This window comes from Streptomyces sp. MB09-02B, assembly GCF_033794485.1.
In the GTDB taxonomy this organism is placed as follows: Bacteria; Actinomycetota; Actinomycetes; order Streptomycetales; family Streptomycetaceae; genus Streptomyces.
Map to the genome: position 1 here is coordinate 1 of NZ_JARGEE010000183.1, position 17,799 is coordinate 17,799.

A 17,799-nucleotide genomic window follows, 5' to 3' on the forward strand; every position below is an offset into this window, starting at 1 on the left:
CCCCCGCCCCCTTCCCGAAGATCATCTCCGTCGACGACCACACGGTGGAGCCCCCGAACGTCTGGCAGGACCGGCTCCCCAAGAAGTACCTGGACACGGGCCCCCGGGTGGTCCGCGCGCCGCTGAAGGAGATGACGTTCCTCGGCGGCCGCTTCAAGCCCGTGATGGGAGACCCCGGCGACGACGGCCCCATCGGCGACTGGTGGGTCTACGAGGACCTGCACCGCCCGCTGACCCGCCTCGACACGGCCGTCGGCTACTCCAGGGACGAGATCAAACTGGAGATCATCACGTACGAGCAGATGCGCCCCGGCTCCTACGACGTCCCGCAGCGCCTCGCCGACATGGACGTCAACCACGTCCAGTCGGCCCTCTGCTTCCCCACCTTCCCGCGCTTCTGCGGCCAGACCTTCACCGAAGCCGCCGACCGCGAGCTGGGGCTGCTCGGCGTCCGGGCGTACAACGACTGGATGGTGGAGGAGTGGTGCGGCCCGGCGGCCCAGGGGCGCCTGATCCCCCTCACCCTCATCCCGCTCTGGGACGCGGAGCTGGCGGCGGCGGAGGTGCGCCGCAACGCGGCGCGCGGAGTCCGCGCCGTCGCCTTCTCCGAGATACCCCCGCACCTGGGCCTCCCCTCCGTCCACACCGACGACTGGGACCCCTTCCTCGCCGCCTGCGACGAGACCGGCACGGTCGTCGCCATGCACATCGGCTCCTCCAGCCGCATGCCGTCCACCTCGGCGGACGCGCCACCGGCCGTCGGCTCGACGATCACCTTCGCCAACTGCTGCTTCTCGATGGTCGACTGGCTGATGAGCGGCAAGTTCGAGCGCTTCCCGAACCTCAAGGTCATGTACGCGGAGGGCCAGATCGGCTGGATCCCGTACATCCTGGAGCGCGCGGACGTCGTCTGGGAGGAGAACCGGGGCTGGGGCGGCGTAGCGGACAAGGTCCACCGCCCGCCGTCGGAACTGTTCGCCGACCACGTCTACGGCTGCTTCTTCGACGACGCGTTCGGGCTCCGCAACCTGGACGCGATCGGGGTCGGCAACGTCCTCTACGAGACCGACTACCCCCACTCCGACTCCACCTGGCCCGAGTCCCGCCAGGTCGGCGAGGCCCAGATGGGCCACCTGGCCCCGGACGTGGTGGACCGGATCGTGCGACGGAACGCGATCGAGCTGCTGGGGTTGACGGGGGACGGGTTGTGGGCGGGGCCCTGAGCGGACGGCCGCCCTCCGCAACCGGAGAAGTCAGAGATGGGCGTAAGACGGATAACGGCCACCGCACCTATCAGCCTCCATCCCGTTCGGCAGCCGACTGCGGTCCCAGGATGGACCGCTTCTCCGCCTGGATCATTCGGCTCTCTCTGACGGCCGTCGCGGCCGATCCCGGGCTGTGGCGTCAACTGCACGACCCGCAGGGCGAGTACCTGATCCTTTCCGAGGCGGACTTCACCGATCCCGCCATGTCCCTGGCCTGGCCGATGCTGCTCGGACATCCCGACGGGCGGATACGCGCCGTGGCAGCCCAGGTCAAAGGCATGCTGGCAAAGCCGTGTTCGGCGCTGCCGGCACTGACGCCGGACACGGTGTCGACGACCGCACCGCGTGCGTGGCCGGGTAGGGCGAAGGGCAAGGCCGGCACCCAACCGCCGGCGCAAGCCCCGAGTGCGACGGCACCCGGTGTGTCACCCCATGGGGTTCCCTCCTGGATGGCGGGCCGCGTCCCGGCGGCTGCGGGGGTTCCGGTGGCACCCGCCGGGGCCAACAGCGGGTTTGCCGGTCGGCGAGGGCGGGATCTGGTTGTGGCGACCACCGCGCTGCTCACCACTTCGACACCAGCCGCCCTGGCCGTCGCCACCAGCTCTGCCGACGGCTTCCTGCCCGTCGCCCAAGGGCTCGCCCTTGCCGTGTCCGCAGCAGCGATAGGCCTCGGGCGGCGCCTGCGCCCCGAATACCGGACCGCGAGGGGGCGCGTCGGTGAACTGCGCGTCAGGGCACGAGAGCTGAAGAACCCAGCTGCCTCCCATCACCGCCTGGAGAAGGAGATCCGCAAACTGGACGACGCGGTGGCCAAGGATGCCGGCGCCTCGGACCGGCGACTCCAGGCACTGCAGGCCGAGCTCCGGGACGGCCTGGCCCGCATCACCGTGGAACTGAACCGCCGCACGCACCATGCGCAGAAGGAACTCGCCGAACTGCCGGCTGAGGAAGCGCGTCGGATCGCGGCCGCGCTGGAACCGGCGGTCAGGGCGCACATACAGGACAAGCTGCGCAGAACCTCGATTCAGGAGGCGCGTTCGCTCACCAACATGGGCGCCAAGATGGTCCAGGCGCTGACCGACGCGGGCATCCGTACGGCGGCCGACTTCACCGGTGCGGTCGTCAGCCAGAACCAGACCCACCTTGTCGGCGCCAGCGGCCAGTGGATCCGTGTACCGGGTATCGGCGCCGCCCGAGCTACCGCCTTGCTTGCCGGGCAGGGTGCCCGGTCCTTCAGGGCCGGGGTGAATGCCCGTTCCCGCGTAGCGGGGCAGGGGAAAGCCGAATCGCCGTCAGGGCGATCCGGCGTCTCGGGAGAGACGGTGGTGAGGCCGGTCTGCAGCCGTTCGTGGTGCCGGCAGGTTGAGGGCCCGATGGGAGGGGGCGTCCTGGATGGCAAGAGCGTGCCGGTCACTCGCACGGGTGATGTTGATCGAAGTCGTGCGCGGGAGGGGAACGGGGTATCTAGATTCGTGGCATGTCACGTTTCCGGATGTACCCGTCGCGCGCGCAGGCCGAGCGGATGCTCACGCACTGCGCGCACGCCCGGTACGTCTGGAACCTCGCTGTCGAGCAGCACTCGCACTGGCGCCGGTGGCGCAGGAGGGCGCCTGGTTTCGCGGAGCAGTGCCGTCAACTCACCGAGGCCCGGCGGGAGAACGAGTGGCTGGGTTCGGGAAACGCGGATGTGCAGCAGCAGGCGTTGAAGGATTTCGCCAAGGCCAGGAACGCCCGGTTCACGTCCGGGTTAGGTGAGCCGACCTGGCGGAGGAAGCATGTGCACGAGGGCTTCCGTGTCATCGGCACCGACCGCGTACCGGAGTATCACGCGGACGGGTCGCCGAAGCTGAACGCGAAAACCGGCAGACAGGTCATGGGCCGCTCGGTGGTCGTGCAGAAGCTGAACCGGCGGTGGGCCCAGGTCAAGGTGCCCGGCTGCGGCTGGGTCCGCTTCCGCCTCAGCGCCCAGGGCAGAGGCGCGAAGCTGCCCGACGCGAAGACGTTCCGGGTCACCTTCCGCAACGGGCAGTGGCACATCGCGTTCGCCGTCGTCCCCGACCCGGTCGAGGGGCCGGGCACGGGCGAGGTCATCGGCATCGACCGGGGTGTCACCGTCACCGCCGCCCTCTCTGACGGACGGAAGCTGAACTGTCCCCAGCTCACCACCCGCGAGCGGGCGCAGATCCGCAAGCACCAGCGGCGTGCTGCTCGCGCCCCCAAGGGCAGCAAGGCCAAGGCGGCCGAGTACGCCAAGGCCGCCAGGCTCAAGGCGCGCGAAGCCGACCGGCGCAAGGACTGGTGCGAGAAGACCAGCACCATGCTCGCCCGCTGCTATGACCTTGTCCGGTTCGAGAGGCTGAACATCAAGACGATGACCCGCTCCGCTAAGGGAACCGTGGAGCGGCCCGGCCAGAACGTGGCGCAGAAGTCCGGCCTGAACCGGTCGATCCTCGCCCAGGGCTGGGGCCTGCTCCGGCAGCGCACCGGGCACAAGGCCCCCGGCCGGGTCGAAGACGTTCCCGCCCCCTACACCAGCCTGCGGTGCAGTGCCTGTGGTCGGATCGACAAGAACTCGCGCAAGAGCCAAGCCGAGTTCGTCTGTTCCTCCTGCGGCTTCACCTGCAACGCGGACACCAACGCCAGTATCAACATCGCGGCAGGACAGGGTGGATCCCCCGCCCCCGGCGGACAGCCGGTGCCGGAGGGACGACACCGCCCAACCAGCGGTCGAGCGTCCGTGAACCTCAACCCGAATGGGTTGGAATCCCCCTCTTTTAAGAGGGGGAGGATGTCAACAGACTGGTCATGGTCATCGCTCGCGTGGAAGCACCGCCGACCTGTGTGATCTCGTGCCGGGAGACCCAGGTTCCGGCCACCGAGCCGGGCAGGAGGGCGATGGTCGAGGCCGCGTTCGCCGTCACCGGCGGCAGACCGGCCGCGACCAGGGCGGGCAGCGCCACGAACGTGCCCCCACCGCCGACCGCGTTCAGGGTGCCCGCGGCGAGACCGGCCAGCAACACGAGGAGGATCTCCGACATTCGCCGAGCATCGCGCCGGGGGCCAGGTCCTCGCAATGGCGTCACCATGCGCGATCCGCGTATGGAGCCTATGTCTCTGCCATAGGCTCAAGCAGGTGCGCTACGACCTCGACGACCTGCGGCTCTTCCTGGACATCGTGTCTGAGGGATCGATCACGGCGGGAGCCCGCCGCATGCATCTGAGTCTGCCGTCGGCCAGCGCCCGGGTGCGGTCCCTGGAACACCACGCCGGGGTGGCTCTGCTGATCCGGGGCCGGCGTGGTGTACGGCTTACCCCGGCTGGGACGGCCCTGGCCCGCCACGCCCGTGAGGTCCTCGACCGCACGGCCCGTCTCGAAAGCGCCGTCGCCAGCTACGCACGCCCCCGCACCGGGCCCCTGACCCTACTGGGCGGCGGCTCTGCCCTGCACAGGCTGGTGCCGCGCGCCCTGGTGTCGTTCCTGCGCGCCCACCCGGACGTGGACGTCACCGTCACCGAAAGCCGCACACCTCGCACGATGCGTCTGCTCGCGGCCGGTGAGGCGGACCTGGGGGTGGTCGTCGATGACGAGGCCCGCGACGGGGGCCTCGACGCGGAAGCCCTCGGCGACGACTCCCTAGTCGTGGTAGGTCAGGCCGGCGGCATCCTCGCCGGGCGTACGGCACTGACGTACAGCGAGGTCGCCGAGCACCCGCTGGTCGGTCTCGACGCCGGCTCCTCGCTCCGTCGCTGGATCGAGCGACACCTCGGCCAGCACGCTCCCGCCGCGCGTCACCGCACCACCGTCGCGGACCTCGGCACCCTCGTCACGCTGGCCTCCGCCGGGGTCGGCCTCGCCGTCGTACCGCGTCGCGCCCTTGCGCCGGACGTGCAGCCGATCGACGTCTGCGAGCTGCGTGAGCCGTGGGCCAGACGTCACCATCTGCTGGCGTGGGGCGCCGGCGCCCGCACGTCACCTGTGGCCCCGGCCGTCGAAGCGCTCGCGGAACACCTCCGAGAGGCGGCGCGCACACTCCCCTCGACGGAACCGACCACCTCCGGCCTCGTCTCGGCACCGCCGCACCTCTTGTCTGACTAGCCGTCAGATAAGACGATGAGTTCCTCCCCGATCCGCGATGCGTCAGACGGAGGAGCGGCCTTGCGATCACCGGATGAAGTCCGACTGGCCTACGGGATGCAGTTGCCCGTCCAGTCGCAGAGCACCCTCTACGCCGAGCCCTGGGAGGCGGGCGCCGGGCCGGAGGAACTGGCCGCGATCGCGCGGGCCGCCGACCGGGCGGGGTTCTCGTACGTCGCCGTCTGCGACCACGTGGCCATCCCGCGCCGCCTCGCGCCCGCGATGAGCACGGTCTGGTACGACCCGGTCGCCACGCTCGCCTACCTGGCCGCCGTCACCGAACGCGTCCGGCTGCTCAGCCATGTCGCGGTCGTCGGTCTGCGCCACCCGCTCCTCACGGCGAAGCAGTACGCCACCCTCGACCACCTCTCCGGCGGCCGGCTGATCCTCGGCGTGGGCGCCGGGCACGTAAGGGAGGAGTTCGAGGCGCTGGGGGTGGACTTCGACCGGCGGGGGGCCGTGCTGGACGAGTGCGTGGACGCGCTGCGAGCCGCCCTCGGCCCGGACGAATTCCCCTCTCACCACGGCAAGCTGTACGACTTCGAGGACCTGGGCCAACGCCCCCGCCCCGCCCAGGACCGGGTGCCCCTCTGGGTGGGCGGCTCGTCCCCCGCCGCCGTCCGCCGCGCCGCCGTCCGGGGCGACGGCTGGCTGCCGCAGGGCGACCCACGCGACCGCCTCCCGGCGCAGATCGCCCGGCTGCGACGCCTCCGGGAGGAGGCGGGGGTCACCGGCCCCTTCACCATCGGCGCGATCACCGAGCCGCTGTACGTGGGCGAGCCGGGCTGGGACGTGGGGCGCCGGACCCTCACCGGGAGCCCGGAGGCGCTGGCCGAGTCCTTACGCGCGTACCGGGCGATGGGGGTGGATCAGATCCAGGTGCGGTTCCGGAGCCGGAGCTGTTCCGAACTCGCGGATCAGATGGGGATGTTCGGCTCCCGGGTGAGTCCGTTGCTTGAGGGGGTCTCCCAGAGGACTCCGTGAGGCCTCGTGAGGTCTGCCGATGGTGTCTGACGAGGCAGTAAATGCCACTGGTGGTAGCATGAGGGGTATGGGTGGTAGTAAGAAATACTCCGTGAGCCTTCCCGAACATCTCGCCGAGGCTGCACGCGCACATGTGGGCCCCGGGGGCTTCTCGGCCTATGTGGCCGAAGCGCTGGAACAGCGTGTGGCCATGGACAAGCTTCAGGACATCGTCACCGACTTCGAGACCGACAACGACCCTCTGTCTCGGGAAGAGGTCGAAGCGGCTCGTGCCGTGCTGCGCCACGATCGGCGTGACGCGGGCGGTGCCGCCGCCTGATGTCCGGCATGCTTCTCCTGGACAGTGAGGGTTTGTCCAAGCTCTACCTCAAGGACCGGACGGTTATGGCCTTCGTCGAGGCGGCCTTGGAAGAGGGCATCCGGGTCGCCACGACCGCCATGACGACCGTTGAGGCAGACTACGAGCGTATCCATCCCGCCCGCATTCGCTGGGTGCTCTCCCGGATCGACGTCCATGACGTCACCAAGGAGGTCACGGACCGTGCCGCGGCGCTGTTGCGCGACCACGGCCTCGGCGGCCACAAGTACGCCATCGACGCTGTGCTCGCCGCCGTCGCCCGCTCCGTGCCGGGACCTGTCACCGTTCTCACCTCCGACACCGAGGACATCGGCCTGCTCTGCGGGCCGGTCATCGAGGTCGTCAAGGTCTGACCCCGGATCCCGAGGGCGCCGCCTGCCCGCGCCGCCGACGCGGCAGAGGGCAGGCGGCGGCCGTGTCGGGGGGGGGCACGGCAGCTTCGGAAGTTGCCCGGATCGGCAGCCGGAGCAGCTGCATGGTGGCCAGTCGAGGGACTCTCGAACGCGTTCGGGGTCGTGGGCCCTCAAGACCGTGAGCTGCCGCACGGAATCGACGCGCTCGCTGTCGGAGTCGACGCGGTAGACGCGGATGGTCAGTCGGGAGGCCCCGGTCTCGGGGTACCGCCCAACCTTCACCGGGCCGCCTGGCCCGTCACCCGCGGCCTCAACACGCCACCTCCTGTTCGGCCCCGACCACATGACGGTCGAGGTCGACACCGAAGTCGGCGGCAAGCACCAGCGCGAGCCGCCGTCGCGACTGCCGAGCCGGCTCCTGCTCGACGGTGACGAGGTAGGGGCGGACGAGGGGGGAGGCGGAGCCGTCGAAGGGACCCTGGTCGAGGCCGTACGGCGGGCGAGGGATCGGGAGACCTCCGGCACCTGCCGTCAAGGGTGCCTCCGGCAGGTACCTGGTGTCGGGCTCGTGCAGGCTGGTACCGGCCCGCCCTCCGGCCGGTGCCGGGCGCGAAGGTGTCCAGAGCCCACCGTAGGAACGCGCGGTGCCAGTCCCGCCGTATCGCCAGATCGCCGACAACCTGCGCGCCCGCATCGCGGACGGCACCATCCCGACCGGCCGCCGCATCCCGAGCCTTGTCGAGCTGGAAGCCGAGTTCGGCGTGGCCCGCGACACGTTGCGCAAGGCTGTGAAGGTGCTGAAGGACGAGGGTCTGGTCGAGACGGTGACCGGCATGGGGGTTTACGTCGTGGACGGGCGGCCTGGCCCGGCCGGCAGAGATTGATGCGCGGCGCCGCTGCTCCCGCTCCGGATCTCGATCGAGCCAGACCCGTCCGGCCTCAGATCGCGGATGATCCGCGCCGCTGAATCGACCCCGTCACGTACGCGTACGGCAGCAGGTTCCCTGCCGTGGTGGACCTTGCCACCGAGTTCGACGTTGCCACGTCGACGGTACAGAGGCTGGTAGCCGCCTCCGCACAGCGATGTCGTGCTCGGCGGCGGCTTCCTCGCACCAGCGGCCTGAGGCGGGGAGGAACCATGCAGGAGGACTCGCCTTCCGCGCTCGCCCGTGAGCTCCCGCGCCGCCTGGCTCAGGCTCTCGGCGCCGACCTGACCACCAGCCTCACCCCGCACGACATAGCCGCTTGACACGCATTCGGAAATCCGGGAATTTACCCCAGGCGATATAGGCCACTGACGGCAGTAGTGACGGCAACACCAGCAGACTCCAGCGACGAGCACGAACATCCGGCGCGGCGGCCCGGGCTTGTTCTCCATACGAGGGTTCATGCGCTTCTCCACCGCTCTCCGTACGCATCCAGCCGTGCCGGCCTTCCCCGTGATCGGCCTGTTCTTCGCCTATGTGTTCCTCACGACCACGAGGAACATCGAGCACCTCATCGCCGTGCCGTGGCCCGCACAAGCCGCGTCGTACGCCGTGCATGCCCCCGTCCCGATGGCGGCCGCGGCCGTGGCAGCCCTGTCCGCGGTGGAGGCGACACGGCTGCGGGCCCTCGGCACCTGGGATGTGGGGGCCGCCCGCTCCACATGGCGCATCGCGGTCCGGCCCGTCCTCATCTCCGTGCTCTGCCTGTCGGTCCTCACTGCCGGCGTCACGGCCGGTGGGTTGTGGGTGGTCGGAGTCCTGCCCGATCTTTACGTGGGCCAACTGATGGGGATCGTCGTCGTCCTGCTCACCGCGCACGCTGTCATCGGGTTCGTCATAGGACGCCGATTTCACGCGCTGTACGCCGCGCCGGTCGTAGCCGTGACGGTCTTCGTCGGGATCGGATTCCCCCTCGGGACGGACAGTCTCTGGGCGCACCATGTCACCGGGGCCATCGCCTGGGTGCAGTTCGGCGAGACGTACTCACCGGCCATGACGGCAGCCGCGGTTCTGCCGACGGTGTGTCTGGCCGTTGCCTGCGTCGTACTGGCAGGGCCCCGCCGTATCAGCGTCACCACCGTCGCCGCGTCCCTGGCGATCGCGGCCGGGGGTTTGCTCGGCGCATACGGCATCACCAAGGACTGGAGTTCGATCGCTCCTGCCACCAAGGGCTTGGCACCCCTCACCTGTGAGGGACGTCTGCCCGAGGTATGTCTGCCGTCGGCAGGCTCCCGGCATATAGGCGAAATCCAGGGCGAACTCGCCAGGATGACAGACCGGTTGCAGGACGAGGGAATCATCGCGCAGAAGCCGACCCGCATCACCGACCTCACTGTGGCCGATGTCCAGCGCATCGACACCAGGGGAGGGCACTGGGTCCTCGACCTCGTGCCCGGCACAGCGGATCAGGCTCTGCGAGAGGACATCGCCATTTCCGTGGTCGGGATGCCTTGCGTGAACCCGGACTGGGACACTCTGCACTACAACACGCTCTGGGTCGCCCGGACCATAGGCGTCGAGAGGCACTATCTGGCCTGGCTGTCCCATGAGACCGGACGGTTCACTCAGGGGCAGAGCCGAGAAGAGCTTCTCGCGGAGATGACGAGAGTGGACGAGCTTCCGCAGAGGGAGCAGAAGACCTGGTACGCCGAGCGGCTTCGGTATGCCTGCAGGGCAGGTCGCTGAACATGATCTGGTGGTTGCGCCAGCGTGGAGCCCTGGGTTTGCTCCCCGGCGCCCTGGTGGCCTTCGTCCTGAGTGTCGGCCTCACTCTGGACGTGGTGCTCGTCTTTCCCGCGTTCCTGGGGAACTACGCGATACCGACTGAGCTGAGCAATTTCTTCTGCCTCATTCCCGCAGTAGCTCTGATCGTCTGCCTCGAACGCCGTCTGCCCTCCATGGAACGGTCGGCCGTCCGCAGGCTCGACGCGAGGGACGTCGCGCTGGTCTCCGGCTTCGCCGTGATCGTCAGCATGGTGGCCATGGCACTGTCTCCGCTCGGCCAGGAGACGATGGAGACGGCAGCGCGCAACAACCTGCTTTTCTGCGGACTCGCCCTGGCTTCCTGGCCGTTGCTCGGACACCGGGCGACCCTGCTCCCGGTCTTCTGGATGATCCAGTCCATGTTCCTGGGGGGCCGGGACCTCCACGACCCCTACCCCTGGGTGATCGTGACGGAAAAAGCGCATGTCACGCATGCCGCCGTCGGCGCCGCCGCGGTCTTTCTCGTTGGAGTCCTCTCCCTCACCTGTTTCGCACCTAGGACCGATCGATGACTCTGCAGCTCGACCGTGTGACCTTCAGCTACAACCGCTGGCTTCGCCCTGTGCTCTCCCGGTTCACCTATGAGGTCCCCGGGGAAGGTCTGACGATTCTGCTCGGGCCCAACGGGGCGGGAAAGTCCACCACGATGGCTCTTCTCGCCGGCACGGTCCAGCCGAAGGCGGGCAGAGTCCTGTTCAGCGGCACGGACCTGACCTCCGCCAGCCGTGAATTCCGGCGCCACGTGGCGTGGCTTCCACAGCGGGTGCCCAGCTCACGGCAGTTGACCGCCCGCGAGTATGTGGCCTACATCGCCTGGCTGAAGGGGGAGAGCCGCTCCGGTGCCTGGGAGCGCGCAGCAGTCACCCTCGACCAGGTCGGCCTGGCCGAGCAGGCCGACCAGAAGACCGCCAAGCTCTCCGGTGGCCAACTCCGCCGTGTGGGCATCGCCTGCGCTCTGGCTCATGACGCGCGCGTCATCCTGTTGGACGAGCCGACGGCCGGGCTCGATCCTCACCAGCGCACCGTCTTCCGTGACGTGCTGCGTGAGGTCTCCGCGAAGACTCCGGTACTCATGTCCACGCACGACGTCGCCGATCTGGCCGACGAAGCCGACACCGTCACCCTCATGGACGGCGGCCGGATCCGCCACCACGGAGCAACCCGGAGCTTCCTGGATCACGCGCGCGCCGACGCCGTACCGGCGCGCCGGGCCGAGTCGGCGTATTCCGTCCTCATGCGGCTCGAGAGCTCGCAATGACATCGTGGCGGCTGTAGCCGGGGTCTCCGGCGGACCCGCGACGAGGGAGAGCCGGGCCGTGGTCGGTGGCCCGGGGAAACGAACACCTCTACCGCGCGGAACTTCCCGATCCCCACCAAGGGACCCGGGCACCGACGTCGTTCCTGGCGAAGAAGTCGGCGACGGCGGCGGTCTCCGCGGTGTCGGGCTGGTCGTTGGGGCAGTCCGCTCCGGCCGAGGCGCCCGTCATCACCTTGGAGCAGGGGCCCGGGCCCGAATCGGGGAGGGACAGGATGTGCCCCAGCTCGTGGACGACGATGCGAGAAGGCTTGTACAACTGGGCGTCCCCGACTTCCAGATACACCCAACCCCGCCCCGCGCCCTTGATGTTGACGTGGGACTGGACTCCCCTGGCGGTCTTGTACTCCATGACCCTCAGGGCCGCCGGAGTGTCCTGCTCGACGAACTTGATCGACGGGACGGCCTTGTTCCAGATCGCGATCGCCTCACGGGACACGTCGGTGTAGGAGCCGGCGAGCAGCAGGTCGATCGGGATGATCTCCGGTGTCGGGGCGGCGGCGCCGGCCGGCGTGCCGACATTCAGCAGGGCGCCGCACGCCAGGACTACGGCCGACAACGGTCTCAGTGCTCGGGCCACAGAAGTCACCTCTCATGTGCATGGACAGAAGCCAATGCAACGTAATGACTTTGCATGTCCACCTCAAGATCGCATCCGGCCAAGACCCGTGGCGCGATGCCGACCCACGGGTGCCGACAGTTGCGGCAATGGCAGGCGGGCCTGATCGAGGGGGCGGCTCGGGGGCCGGTCACGCGTCCCGCTTGGTGAACAGGGCGCCCCACAGGGCGAGCAGGGCGGCGCCGTAGAGGGTGAAGACCAGACCGCCGGTGAGGGGGCGGAGCGGAGCCGGGCCGTCGCCGAAGGGTGACTCCGCGCTGACGGCCATCATCCGCTCGCCCGCCGTGAACGGCAGGTAGGCGGACAGGGACGGGGCGGAAGCGAAGGCCTCCATCCCGAGGATCAGCGAGATCAGACCCTCGATGATCACCGGGAGGGTGATGAGCAGGACGATGGCTGCCGGGACGTTGCGGGCGATGCCGGCGAAGGCCAGCCCGAACAGCGCGCAGACCACGAGGAACACCACATAGCCGGCGGCGACCCGGCCCATCTGATGCCCGGTGAACACCTCCCCCGCCGTCGGTCCGCCCACGAGCAGGCCGATCCCCAGGCTCTCGGCCACCAGGATCCCTCCGACCACCGTGACCAGCGCGGCAACGACGAGAACCTTGGCCGCCCACAGGTCCGTACGGCGCGGGAACGCCGTCAGCGTGGTGCGGATCGTGCCGTACCGGTACTCGTGCCCCGTGGCGAAGACACCGATCAGCCCCATGAAGACGAAGATCAGCGGGATCAGGCCGGTACCGCCGCTGAGCGCGAGCGCTGCCGCGTCCGCGGCGAGCGGGCCGCCGTGGCTCTTGCCACTGAGGGTGAGCACGAGTGCCAACAGCCCTTGGGCGACGACGGACAGCCCGATCAGCCACCACGTGGACCGCACGGTGGTGATCCGAATCCATTCGTAGCGCAGCGCGCCGGTCATCGTGTTCTCTCCAAATGTGCTGGGTGTTCTGCGTGTTCCGCGTGTTCCGGGTGCTCCGGGGCGCCATCAGCGGTCGCCCTCTTCGGTCGGGGTGTCGCGGCGGTGGCGACGAACTGCTCGGCTTCGGTGGTCGCTTCGAGGAACGCCTCCTCCAACGTGGCCGCGCGGTCCGTGAGTTCGTGCAGCACGATCTGGTGGGCGTACGCGAGCTCGCCGACACTCGCCCGGTCCGCGCCGCTGACCGCGATCGCGGTGTTGTCCACGCGTTCGACTCCTGCGCCCTCGGCCCGGAGCAGCGTGGCCAGCTCGTCGATGCGCGGGCTCTGGACCAGGACCGCGCTGCGGGAACTGTTGGCCACGAAGTCGGCGACCGATTCGTTCGCGATCGTCCGGCCCTTGCCGATCACCACCAGATGGTCGGCCATCAAGGCCATCTCGGCGAGCAGATGACTGCTGACGAAGACGGACCGCCCCGACGCGGCGAAATCCTGGAGGAAGCCGCGCAGCCAGTTGATGCCCTGCGGGTCGAGTCCGTTGGCCGGCTCGTCGAGGATCAGCGTGTGCGGGTCGCCGAGCAACGCGGCCGCCAGCCCGAGTCGTTGACCCATGCCGAGGGAGAAACCCTGTGGCTGCTTCTTGGCCACGGACTCCAGCCCGACCATGGCGAGCACCTCGTCGACCCGTGCGTCCGGCACACCCGTGGCCGCGGCGAGCATCCGCAGGTGGTTGCGCGCCTTGCGGGTCGGATGGAAGGCCTTCGCGTCCAGCAGGGTGCCCACCTCACGCGTCGGGTGGCGCAGCTCCCGGTACGGCCTGCCGCCGTACAGCGTCCGCCCGCCCCCGGCGTCGAGGTCGAGCATGAGCCGGATCGTGGTCGACTTGCCGGCCCCGTTCGGACCCAGGAACCCCGTCACCCGGCCCGGGCGGACCTCGAACGAGAGGTCATGGACGGCGACCGTGGCGCCGTACCGCTTGTGCAGGCCCGTGGCTTCGATCATGCCCGCGCTCCCCTTGTCGTGCTGTCGTCGGTTCGGGCCGTGCCGGGCCCGTTCAGGGGCGCGCGCATGTCAGCGCTCGAACTTCCAGGTGACGCGGGGGGCCGCGCCTGCACCGACCTTGACCACGCTCACCGGCACGGTGATCTCGGCACCGCCGGACGTCCCGGTGCAGGTGATCTTCGTGTCGCGCACCGCCGCGAGGTCCGGGCACGTCACGCCGCCGATCTCCGCACCGATCCACGGCAGCGGGTGGTACCAGGTCTCGATGTGGCTCGACACGAGATCGCCGCTGAGGCCCGGCCCGTCCTGGACCTTCGCGTATCCGCCGCCGGCGGGATCGGCCGTGTTCTTCTGCACGTTCATGCCCGCGACGGCGAACGAGCCCGCCGCGACGGCGGCGCCGAGGAGCACCGGTACGGCGACGGCGATCATTGTCCTGGCCTTCATGCTGACCTCCAGGTCGGGAGTGGGACGGGTATCACCTTCGCGACCCGCTCCCCGCTACCGCCTCGGTCAAAAGTCCACGGTCCCGGAGGGCCTCGGCATCGGGGTCGTCCTTTCGGCCGACCGGCCCGCCGCCCCCTCTTTTTCAGGCTGCCGCTACTGCCGCGGCCTCATCAGGCACAGGTCCTCGCCCCACCCGTCCAGCACCGCCCCGTGCCCGGCGGCCCGGGCCACGCGCTCGACCCGGGCGAAGAGGTCGCGCTGGGCGGGCACGTCGCCGGTCGCCGAGATGTGGGCCACGGTGTCGAGGAGGTGGCCGGTGTCCCAGTCGGGCAGGGGGAAGCGGGACAGCTCCCAGTGCAGGTACTTGTTGTAGGGGCGGGGGCGACGGTCCAGTGCGAAGAGGAACTCCAGCAGGAAGCGGACGCTGTCGGCGGCGTCCAGTCGGGCCGCGAGGGGCTGGCCGTCACGGTCGTTCTTGACCGAGCGGTAGAGGGAGTTGGCGTAGGCGTCGAGGTACGCGGCCGCCTCCCGGCGGGCCTCGTCGGTGTCGAGCCGGGCCTTGGCCGACAGGATCCGGGCGATCTCCCCGTCCAGCCGGTCGAGCACGACCCGGGCGCGGGCGAGGGCGTACCGCTCGAACCCGGGCATCCCGGCGGCGCGGAACGCGTCGAGGGTGAGGACCACGAGGTCGAGCTCGGGGGTGCGGTGGCCCGCGAAGCGGGTGAGGGGCGTGGCCGCGCCCTCGGCGAGAACGGCGTACAGGTCGTGGTCGGAGTGCGCGGTGGCCATGCCCTCGTGGGCCCGAGAGCCCTTGAGGACGAGGCCGACGACGGCGGGGTCGGCGGTGGCGATCTCTACGAACGCGTCGTAGGAGACGAGAGGCCGCTGAGTGGTCATGGCGTGATCTCCGGGTGGGTGGAGGGCGGGTATGCCGAACCGGGCGGCCCCGGGGCTCGACGGGGTCACCCGCATCCTTTGCGGCGGCACTCGGCCGTCCGGTGGATCAACGCACGTTCGGACCCTACCGCCCGCTCCCGGCCGACCGCCGCACGCGTCCGTTCTGCACCCGTCCTTGCCTGCGCCGGACCCGTCCGTTCCGCACCTGTCCTTGCCTGCGGCGCACCCGAACTCCCGCACGCTGTAACCCAGTTCGGGGCAGGTAGGTCGCGGCGGTCCGCGGTGGCCGGGAGCGGGAGCCTTGTTCGGCGGCTCGGATTTCTTTATTGAAACTTCGAACAACTGACGTCGCTGTCACGTATGTAGGGGGGTCATGGCTTCGGCGGAAGGACCCGCGAGGTGCGATCCCCCCAGCACGTCAGAACGTCCCAGCACGCAGGCACCCCCGTTCCGGCTGTTCCCGCGCAGCCCTCCCGAGTCCCGGCACGCCCACCCCACTCGACGGCACTCGCGCCTCCCGGCCTGTCGGTCGCCCTGGCCTGCGAACCGGGCCGATGGCCGCACGAGGACTGGCCGGCCCCCGACGACCGGTACGTGAGCAGCGCGCTGCTCGTCCCGCCCCCCTACCGTGAACTCCGCGAGGCCGGGGCGGACGTCGTGGTCCTGCGCTGTGAGGATCCGGCGGTGTCCTTCGCGGGACTGCTGAAGGCCATGGGGTCCATGAGCGCCCCGGTGATCGTCGTCAGCCCCAGCCGCGACGCCGAGACGGTCGTGGACGTGTTCCGGGGCGGGGCCGGCTATCTGGTCGACGGCGACTACTGCGCCTGCATGCTCTCCTCCGCCGTCGTGGCCGCCACGGTCGGACACACGTACTTCTCGCCCGTCGCCTGCGCCGCCATCCGGGACGCGGCCCAGCACCTGCCCGGCCACGGCGAGGCGAGGGAGCGGCTGCGCTCGCTGCTCTCGCCCCGTGAACGCCAGATCATGGAGCTTCTCTCCACCGGCCTCGGCGCCCAGGAGATCGGGCTGCGTCTGACGCTGAGCGAGAAGACCGTCCGCAACAACCTCAGCAGCATCTACGCCAAGCTCGATGTCCGAGGGAGCACGGAGGCCGTCCTGAGGTGGATCGGGGCGACGACGGCTGAGGCTCGTGTCTGAGAAAGTGCTGCGGAAAATAATGCCGGAATTCTGCGGTTGAAATCTCGGGTCAAGGCCCGAGGCGGCGAAATTCGACGGCTCGACGGAGCAGCGGAGAAATAGCCCCCTTCCTTGCGTGAGGGGGCTCGTCGCCATGTGTCCGTCACTTTCGCTTCATCGATCTTTTTCGGTGCGGATCTGATGATGGCACGTAGGCGCTGAGCGGGATCTGTGCAGCTCAAGGGGCGTATCGTGGTAGTCGCGCCGGTCGCGAAGCGGGCCCGTGGATTGTCGCGATCTCCCTGTCGGCGCTCTCCGGGATTCTTTTCGCGCGGGGCGGATCGAACGAAATGATGAGTAGGGATATTTGACCCTGTCGGTACGCCGCCCGTCCACGTGAGAATGAGGTGAGAAAACTTCCCCGCACGAAGTCAAGGAGGGCAAAGCTCGTGCCCACAGGACATGCCCGCAACAAGAAGCGCTCCAGGGTCATCGCCATCGGCATCGGCTCGGTACTCGCTGTCGCGGGCGGCGTGATCGCCGTTCCGGCAGCCATGGCAGCCCTCGTGCCCCCACCGGCCTCCACGCCGTTCCAGCTCAAGGGTGCCGAGAGCTTCGACACCGACAAGCTGATGGCGGCGATCTGCCCGGGCCCGACCTCGGACAGACCGTTCCAGGACGTCGGCAACTTCTTCATCGCCCTGGAGACCGGTGAGGTGACGCGCGACGAGTCGAACGGCATCGGCGACATAGGCAACACGCCCGCCGGCACAGGGCCGCTCGCCCGGGTCTCCGCGCACTGCGAGTACCCGGTGACCGACGTGAAGGAATCGGTGGGCCCCGCCACCGACAAATCGGATCCGATCATCAACTGCGGCAACGCCGTCCAGGCGGGTCAGGAGATCACTCAGGGCCTGACCACCACCAGCAGCGTCACCCACAGCGTCACGGTCGGTGCCAGCTTCAACCTGGGCATCATCAAGGACGTCTTCTCGGTCGGCGGTGGCGCCGAGGTGACCACGGAATGGTCCTTCGGCGAGGAAGTCACCAAGAGCAAGACGGACAAGATCGACGTACCGCCGCGTACCGCCGCCTTCCTCGAACGAGTGCCGAGGCTGCGCACCGTCACCAGTACCCCGGTGGCGGTCCTGGAGAGGTTCACCCTCGTCACCCCCGACGATGTCCAGGACCAGGACGGCTGGCGGGGCAACGGCAGCGTCCGGATCACCTCGTCCGGCTACACCATGTCCGCGACGGCCGACATCCTGGACAAGAGTGGCTTCCCCGCCGGCGCGATCCGTGCGAAGGACCGTCCCGTCACCGACGCTGACTGCGTCTGACGCCCCGCCCTGTCTCCGGGCATCCGTAGCGGATGCCCGGCGGCTCACCCCTCCTGTCGGTGGTGGGTGGGTCCGTCACCTGCGGGCCCCTCGCTGAGAGTCCCGCGAAACAGGAACACGGACCCACCCGCTCACCCACACCGCCGACCGGCGCGGAGCGTCCATACGCGGGCCGCCGCGTCGGGGCGCGGATCTTGTGGCTCCCCGCTCGTCCGCGAAGGTATCCCGCCGCACCCCGTGAACGTGCGGACCGTCTCCCGCCTCCCCCCTCCGGCTCCCGTC

At 69.5% G+C, this 17,799-nt stretch carries 20 protein-coding genes; 12 read left to right on the top strand and 8 right to left on the bottom strand.

The window, feature by feature from the left end:
* Positions 1–20 precede the first annotated feature (20 nt).
* Complete coding sequence (locus tag P1P70_RS24260) at positions 21–1,223, top strand: amidohydrolase family protein (protein ID WP_319241207.1); 1,203 nt, start codon at positions 21–23, stop codon at positions 1,221–1,223.
* A 467-nt stretch (positions 1,224–1,690) separates the two neighbouring features.
* Here the strand turns inward: P1P70_RS24260 and P1P70_RS24265 are convergent, their stop codons facing one another.
* Positions 1,691–2,407 (bottom strand): hypothetical protein, encoded by a 717-nt coding sequence (locus tag P1P70_RS24265; protein WP_319241176.1) that lies wholly within the window; start codon positions 2,405–2,407, stop codon positions 1,691–1,693.
* A 380-nt stretch (positions 2,408–2,787) separates the two neighbouring features.
* On the opposite strand from P1P70_RS24265, the gene P1P70_RS24270 reads away from it, so the two are divergent.
* The gene (locus P1P70_RS24270) at positions 2,788–4,110 is read left to right on the top strand and encodes a transposase (RefSeq protein WP_319241209.1); all 1,323 of its coding nucleotides are present in this window, start codon (positions 2,788–2,790) and stop codon (positions 4,108–4,110) included.
* On the opposite strand, the gene P1P70_RS24275 is transcribed toward P1P70_RS24270, so the two are convergent.
* Positions 4,040–4,303: a TSUP family transporter gene (locus P1P70_RS24275; protein WP_319241178.1), complete on the bottom strand. Its 264-nt coding sequence runs from the start codon at positions 4,301–4,303 to the stop codon at positions 4,040–4,042. The two genes, P1P70_RS24270 and P1P70_RS24275, sit on opposite strands and share 71 nt — an antisense overlap.
* 95 nt (positions 4,304–4,398) lie before the next feature.
* Here P1P70_RS24275 and P1P70_RS24280 point away from each other — a divergent pair, with 95 nt between their 5' ends.
* The 4 genes from P1P70_RS24280 (at position 4,399) to P1P70_RS24295 (ending at position 7,095) form a co-directional block, all read left to right on the top strand.
* On the top strand, positions 4,399–5,361 hold the full coding sequence (locus P1P70_RS24280) for a LysR family transcriptional regulator (protein ID WP_319241180.1): 963 nt from the start codon (positions 4,399–4,401) through the stop codon (positions 5,359–5,361).
* Between the two features lie 96 nt (positions 5,362–5,457).
* On the top strand, positions 5,458–6,384 hold the full coding sequence (locus P1P70_RS24285; RefSeq protein ID WP_319241211.1) for an LLM class F420-dependent oxidoreductase: 927 nt from the start codon (positions 5,458–5,460) through the stop codon (positions 6,382–6,384).
* A gap of 91 nt (positions 6,385–6,475) precedes the next feature.
* Positions 6,476–6,703, top strand: coding sequence for a hypothetical protein (locus P1P70_RS24290; protein ID WP_319241182.1), 228 nt, complete (start codon positions 6,476–6,478; stop codon positions 6,701–6,703).
* Positions 6,703–7,095: a DNA-binding protein gene (locus P1P70_RS24295; RefSeq protein ID WP_319241184.1), complete on the top strand. Its 393-nt coding sequence runs from the start codon at positions 6,703–6,705 to the stop codon at positions 7,093–7,095. The genes P1P70_RS24290 and P1P70_RS24295 overlap by 1 nt, the downstream gene beginning before the upstream one ends.
* 310 nt (positions 7,096–7,405) lie before the next feature.
* On the opposite strand, the gene P1P70_RS24300 is transcribed toward P1P70_RS24295, so the two are convergent.
* Entirely contained in the window at positions 7,406–7,630 is a 225-nt protein-coding gene (locus P1P70_RS24300; protein ID WP_319241186.1) for a hypothetical protein, read from the bottom strand.
* A gap of 109 nt (positions 7,631–7,739) precedes the next feature.
* On the opposite strand from P1P70_RS24300, the gene P1P70_RS24305 reads away from it, so the two are divergent.
* From P1P70_RS24305 to P1P70_RS24320, 4 genes are all read left to right on the top strand, one after another.
* Complete coding sequence (locus P1P70_RS24305; RefSeq protein WP_319241188.1) at positions 7,740–7,979, top strand: GntR family transcriptional regulator; 240 nt, start codon at positions 7,740–7,742, stop codon at positions 7,977–7,979.
* A gap of 504 nt (positions 7,980–8,483) precedes the next feature.
* Entirely contained in the window at positions 8,484–9,767 is a 1,284-nt protein-coding gene (locus P1P70_RS24310) for a magnesium transporter (RefSeq protein WP_319241190.1), read from the top strand.
* A 14-nt stretch (positions 9,768–9,781) separates the two neighbouring features.
* On the top strand, positions 9,782–10,357 hold the full coding sequence (locus P1P70_RS24315; protein ID WP_413471535.1) for a hypothetical protein: 576 nt from the start codon (positions 9,782–9,784) through the stop codon (positions 10,355–10,357).
* Positions 10,354–11,103 carry an ATP-binding cassette domain-containing protein gene (locus P1P70_RS24320; RefSeq protein WP_319241194.1) on the top strand — a complete coding sequence of 250 codons (750 nt, stop codon included), beginning with the start codon at positions 10,354–10,356 and terminating at the stop codon, positions 11,101–11,103. The genes P1P70_RS24315 and P1P70_RS24320 overlap by 4 nt, the downstream gene beginning before the upstream one ends.
* An 88-nt stretch (positions 11,104–11,191) precedes the next feature.
* Here P1P70_RS24320 and P1P70_RS24325 read toward each other — a convergent pair whose 3' ends face one another.
* From P1P70_RS24325 to P1P70_RS24345, 5 genes are all read right to left on the bottom strand, one after another.
* On the bottom strand, positions 11,192–11,740 hold the full coding sequence (locus P1P70_RS24325) for a snapalysin family zinc-dependent metalloprotease (protein ID WP_319241196.1): 549 nt from the start codon (positions 11,738–11,740) through the stop codon (positions 11,192–11,194).
* A 169-nt stretch (positions 11,741–11,909) separates the two neighbouring features.
* Entirely contained in the window at positions 11,910–12,698 is a 789-nt protein-coding gene (locus tag P1P70_RS24330) for an ABC transporter permease (protein ID WP_319241198.1), read from the bottom strand.
* The gene (locus P1P70_RS24335; RefSeq protein ID WP_319241199.1) at positions 12,695–13,696 is read right to left on the bottom strand and encodes an ABC transporter ATP-binding protein; all 1,002 of its coding nucleotides are present in this window, start codon (positions 13,694–13,696) and stop codon (positions 12,695–12,697) included. The genes P1P70_RS24330 and P1P70_RS24335 overlap by 4 nt, the downstream gene beginning before the upstream one ends.
* A gap of 69 nt (positions 13,697–13,765) precedes the next feature.
* Complete coding sequence (locus P1P70_RS24340; RefSeq protein WP_319241202.1) at positions 13,766–14,143, bottom strand: hypothetical protein; 378 nt, start codon at positions 14,141–14,143, stop codon at positions 13,766–13,768.
* Positions 14,144–14,296: 153 nt separating this feature from the next.
* Positions 14,297–15,040, bottom strand: a complete 744-nt coding sequence (locus P1P70_RS24345; RefSeq protein ID WP_319241204.1) for a hypothetical protein — start codon at positions 15,038–15,040, stop codon at positions 14,297–14,299.
* Positions 15,041–15,634: 594 nt separating this feature from the next.
* Here P1P70_RS24345 and P1P70_RS24350 point away from each other — a divergent pair.
* Together P1P70_RS24350 and P1P70_RS24355 are read left to right on the top strand one after the other, a co-directional pair.
* Positions 15,635–16,198, top strand: a complete 564-nt coding sequence (locus tag P1P70_RS24350; protein WP_413471536.1) for a LuxR C-terminal-related transcriptional regulator — start codon at positions 15,635–15,637, stop codon at positions 16,196–16,198.
* A 428-nt stretch (positions 16,199–16,626) separates the two neighbouring features.
* Positions 16,627–17,517 (top strand): hypothetical protein, encoded by an 891-nt coding sequence (locus tag P1P70_RS24355; protein WP_319241206.1) that lies wholly within the window; start codon positions 16,627–16,629, stop codon positions 17,515–17,517.
* The last annotated feature ends 282 nt before the right edge of the window (positions 17,518–17,799 follow it).

What these genes read in the sequence shown, in the direction of transcription:
- P1P70_RS24330 (WP_319241198.1), bottom strand. Translation starts at nt 12,698, where the DNA reads ATGACCGGCGCGCTGCGCTACGAATGGATTCGGATCACCACCGTGCGG.
- P1P70_RS24340 (WP_319241202.1), bottom strand. Translation starts at nt 14,143, where the DNA reads ATGAAGGCCAGGACAATGATCGCCGTCGCCGTACCGGTGCTCCTCGGC.
- P1P70_RS24295 (WP_319241184.1), top strand. Translation starts at nt 6,703, where the DNA reads ATGTCCGGCATGCTTCTCCTGGACAGTGAGGGTTTGTCCAAGCTCTAC.
- P1P70_RS24270 (WP_319241209.1), top strand. Translation starts at nt 2,788, where the DNA reads ATGCTCACGCACTGCGCGCACGCCCGGTACGTCTGGAACCTCGCTGTC.
- P1P70_RS24275 (WP_319241178.1), bottom strand. Translation starts at nt 4,303, where the DNA reads ATGTCGGAGATCCTCCTCGTGTTGCTGGCCGGTCTCGCCGCGGGCACC.
- P1P70_RS24285 (WP_319241211.1), top strand. Translation starts at nt 5,458, where the DNA reads ATGCAGTTGCCCGTCCAGTCGCAGAGCACCCTCTACGCCGAGCCCTGG.
- P1P70_RS24345 (WP_319241204.1), bottom strand. Translation starts at nt 15,040, where the DNA reads ATGACCACTCAGCGGCCTCTCGTCTCCTACGACGCGTTCGTAGAGATC.
- P1P70_RS24335 (WP_319241199.1), bottom strand. Translation starts at nt 13,696, where the DNA reads ATGATCGAAGCCACGGGCCTGCACAAGCGGTACGGCGCCACGGTCGCC.
- P1P70_RS24320 (WP_319241194.1), top strand. Translation starts at nt 10,354, where the DNA reads ATGACTCTGCAGCTCGACCGTGTGACCTTCAGCTACAACCGCTGGCTT.
- P1P70_RS24310 (WP_319241190.1), top strand. Translation starts at nt 8,484, where the DNA reads ATGCGCTTCTCCACCGCTCTCCGTACGCATCCAGCCGTGCCGGCCTTC.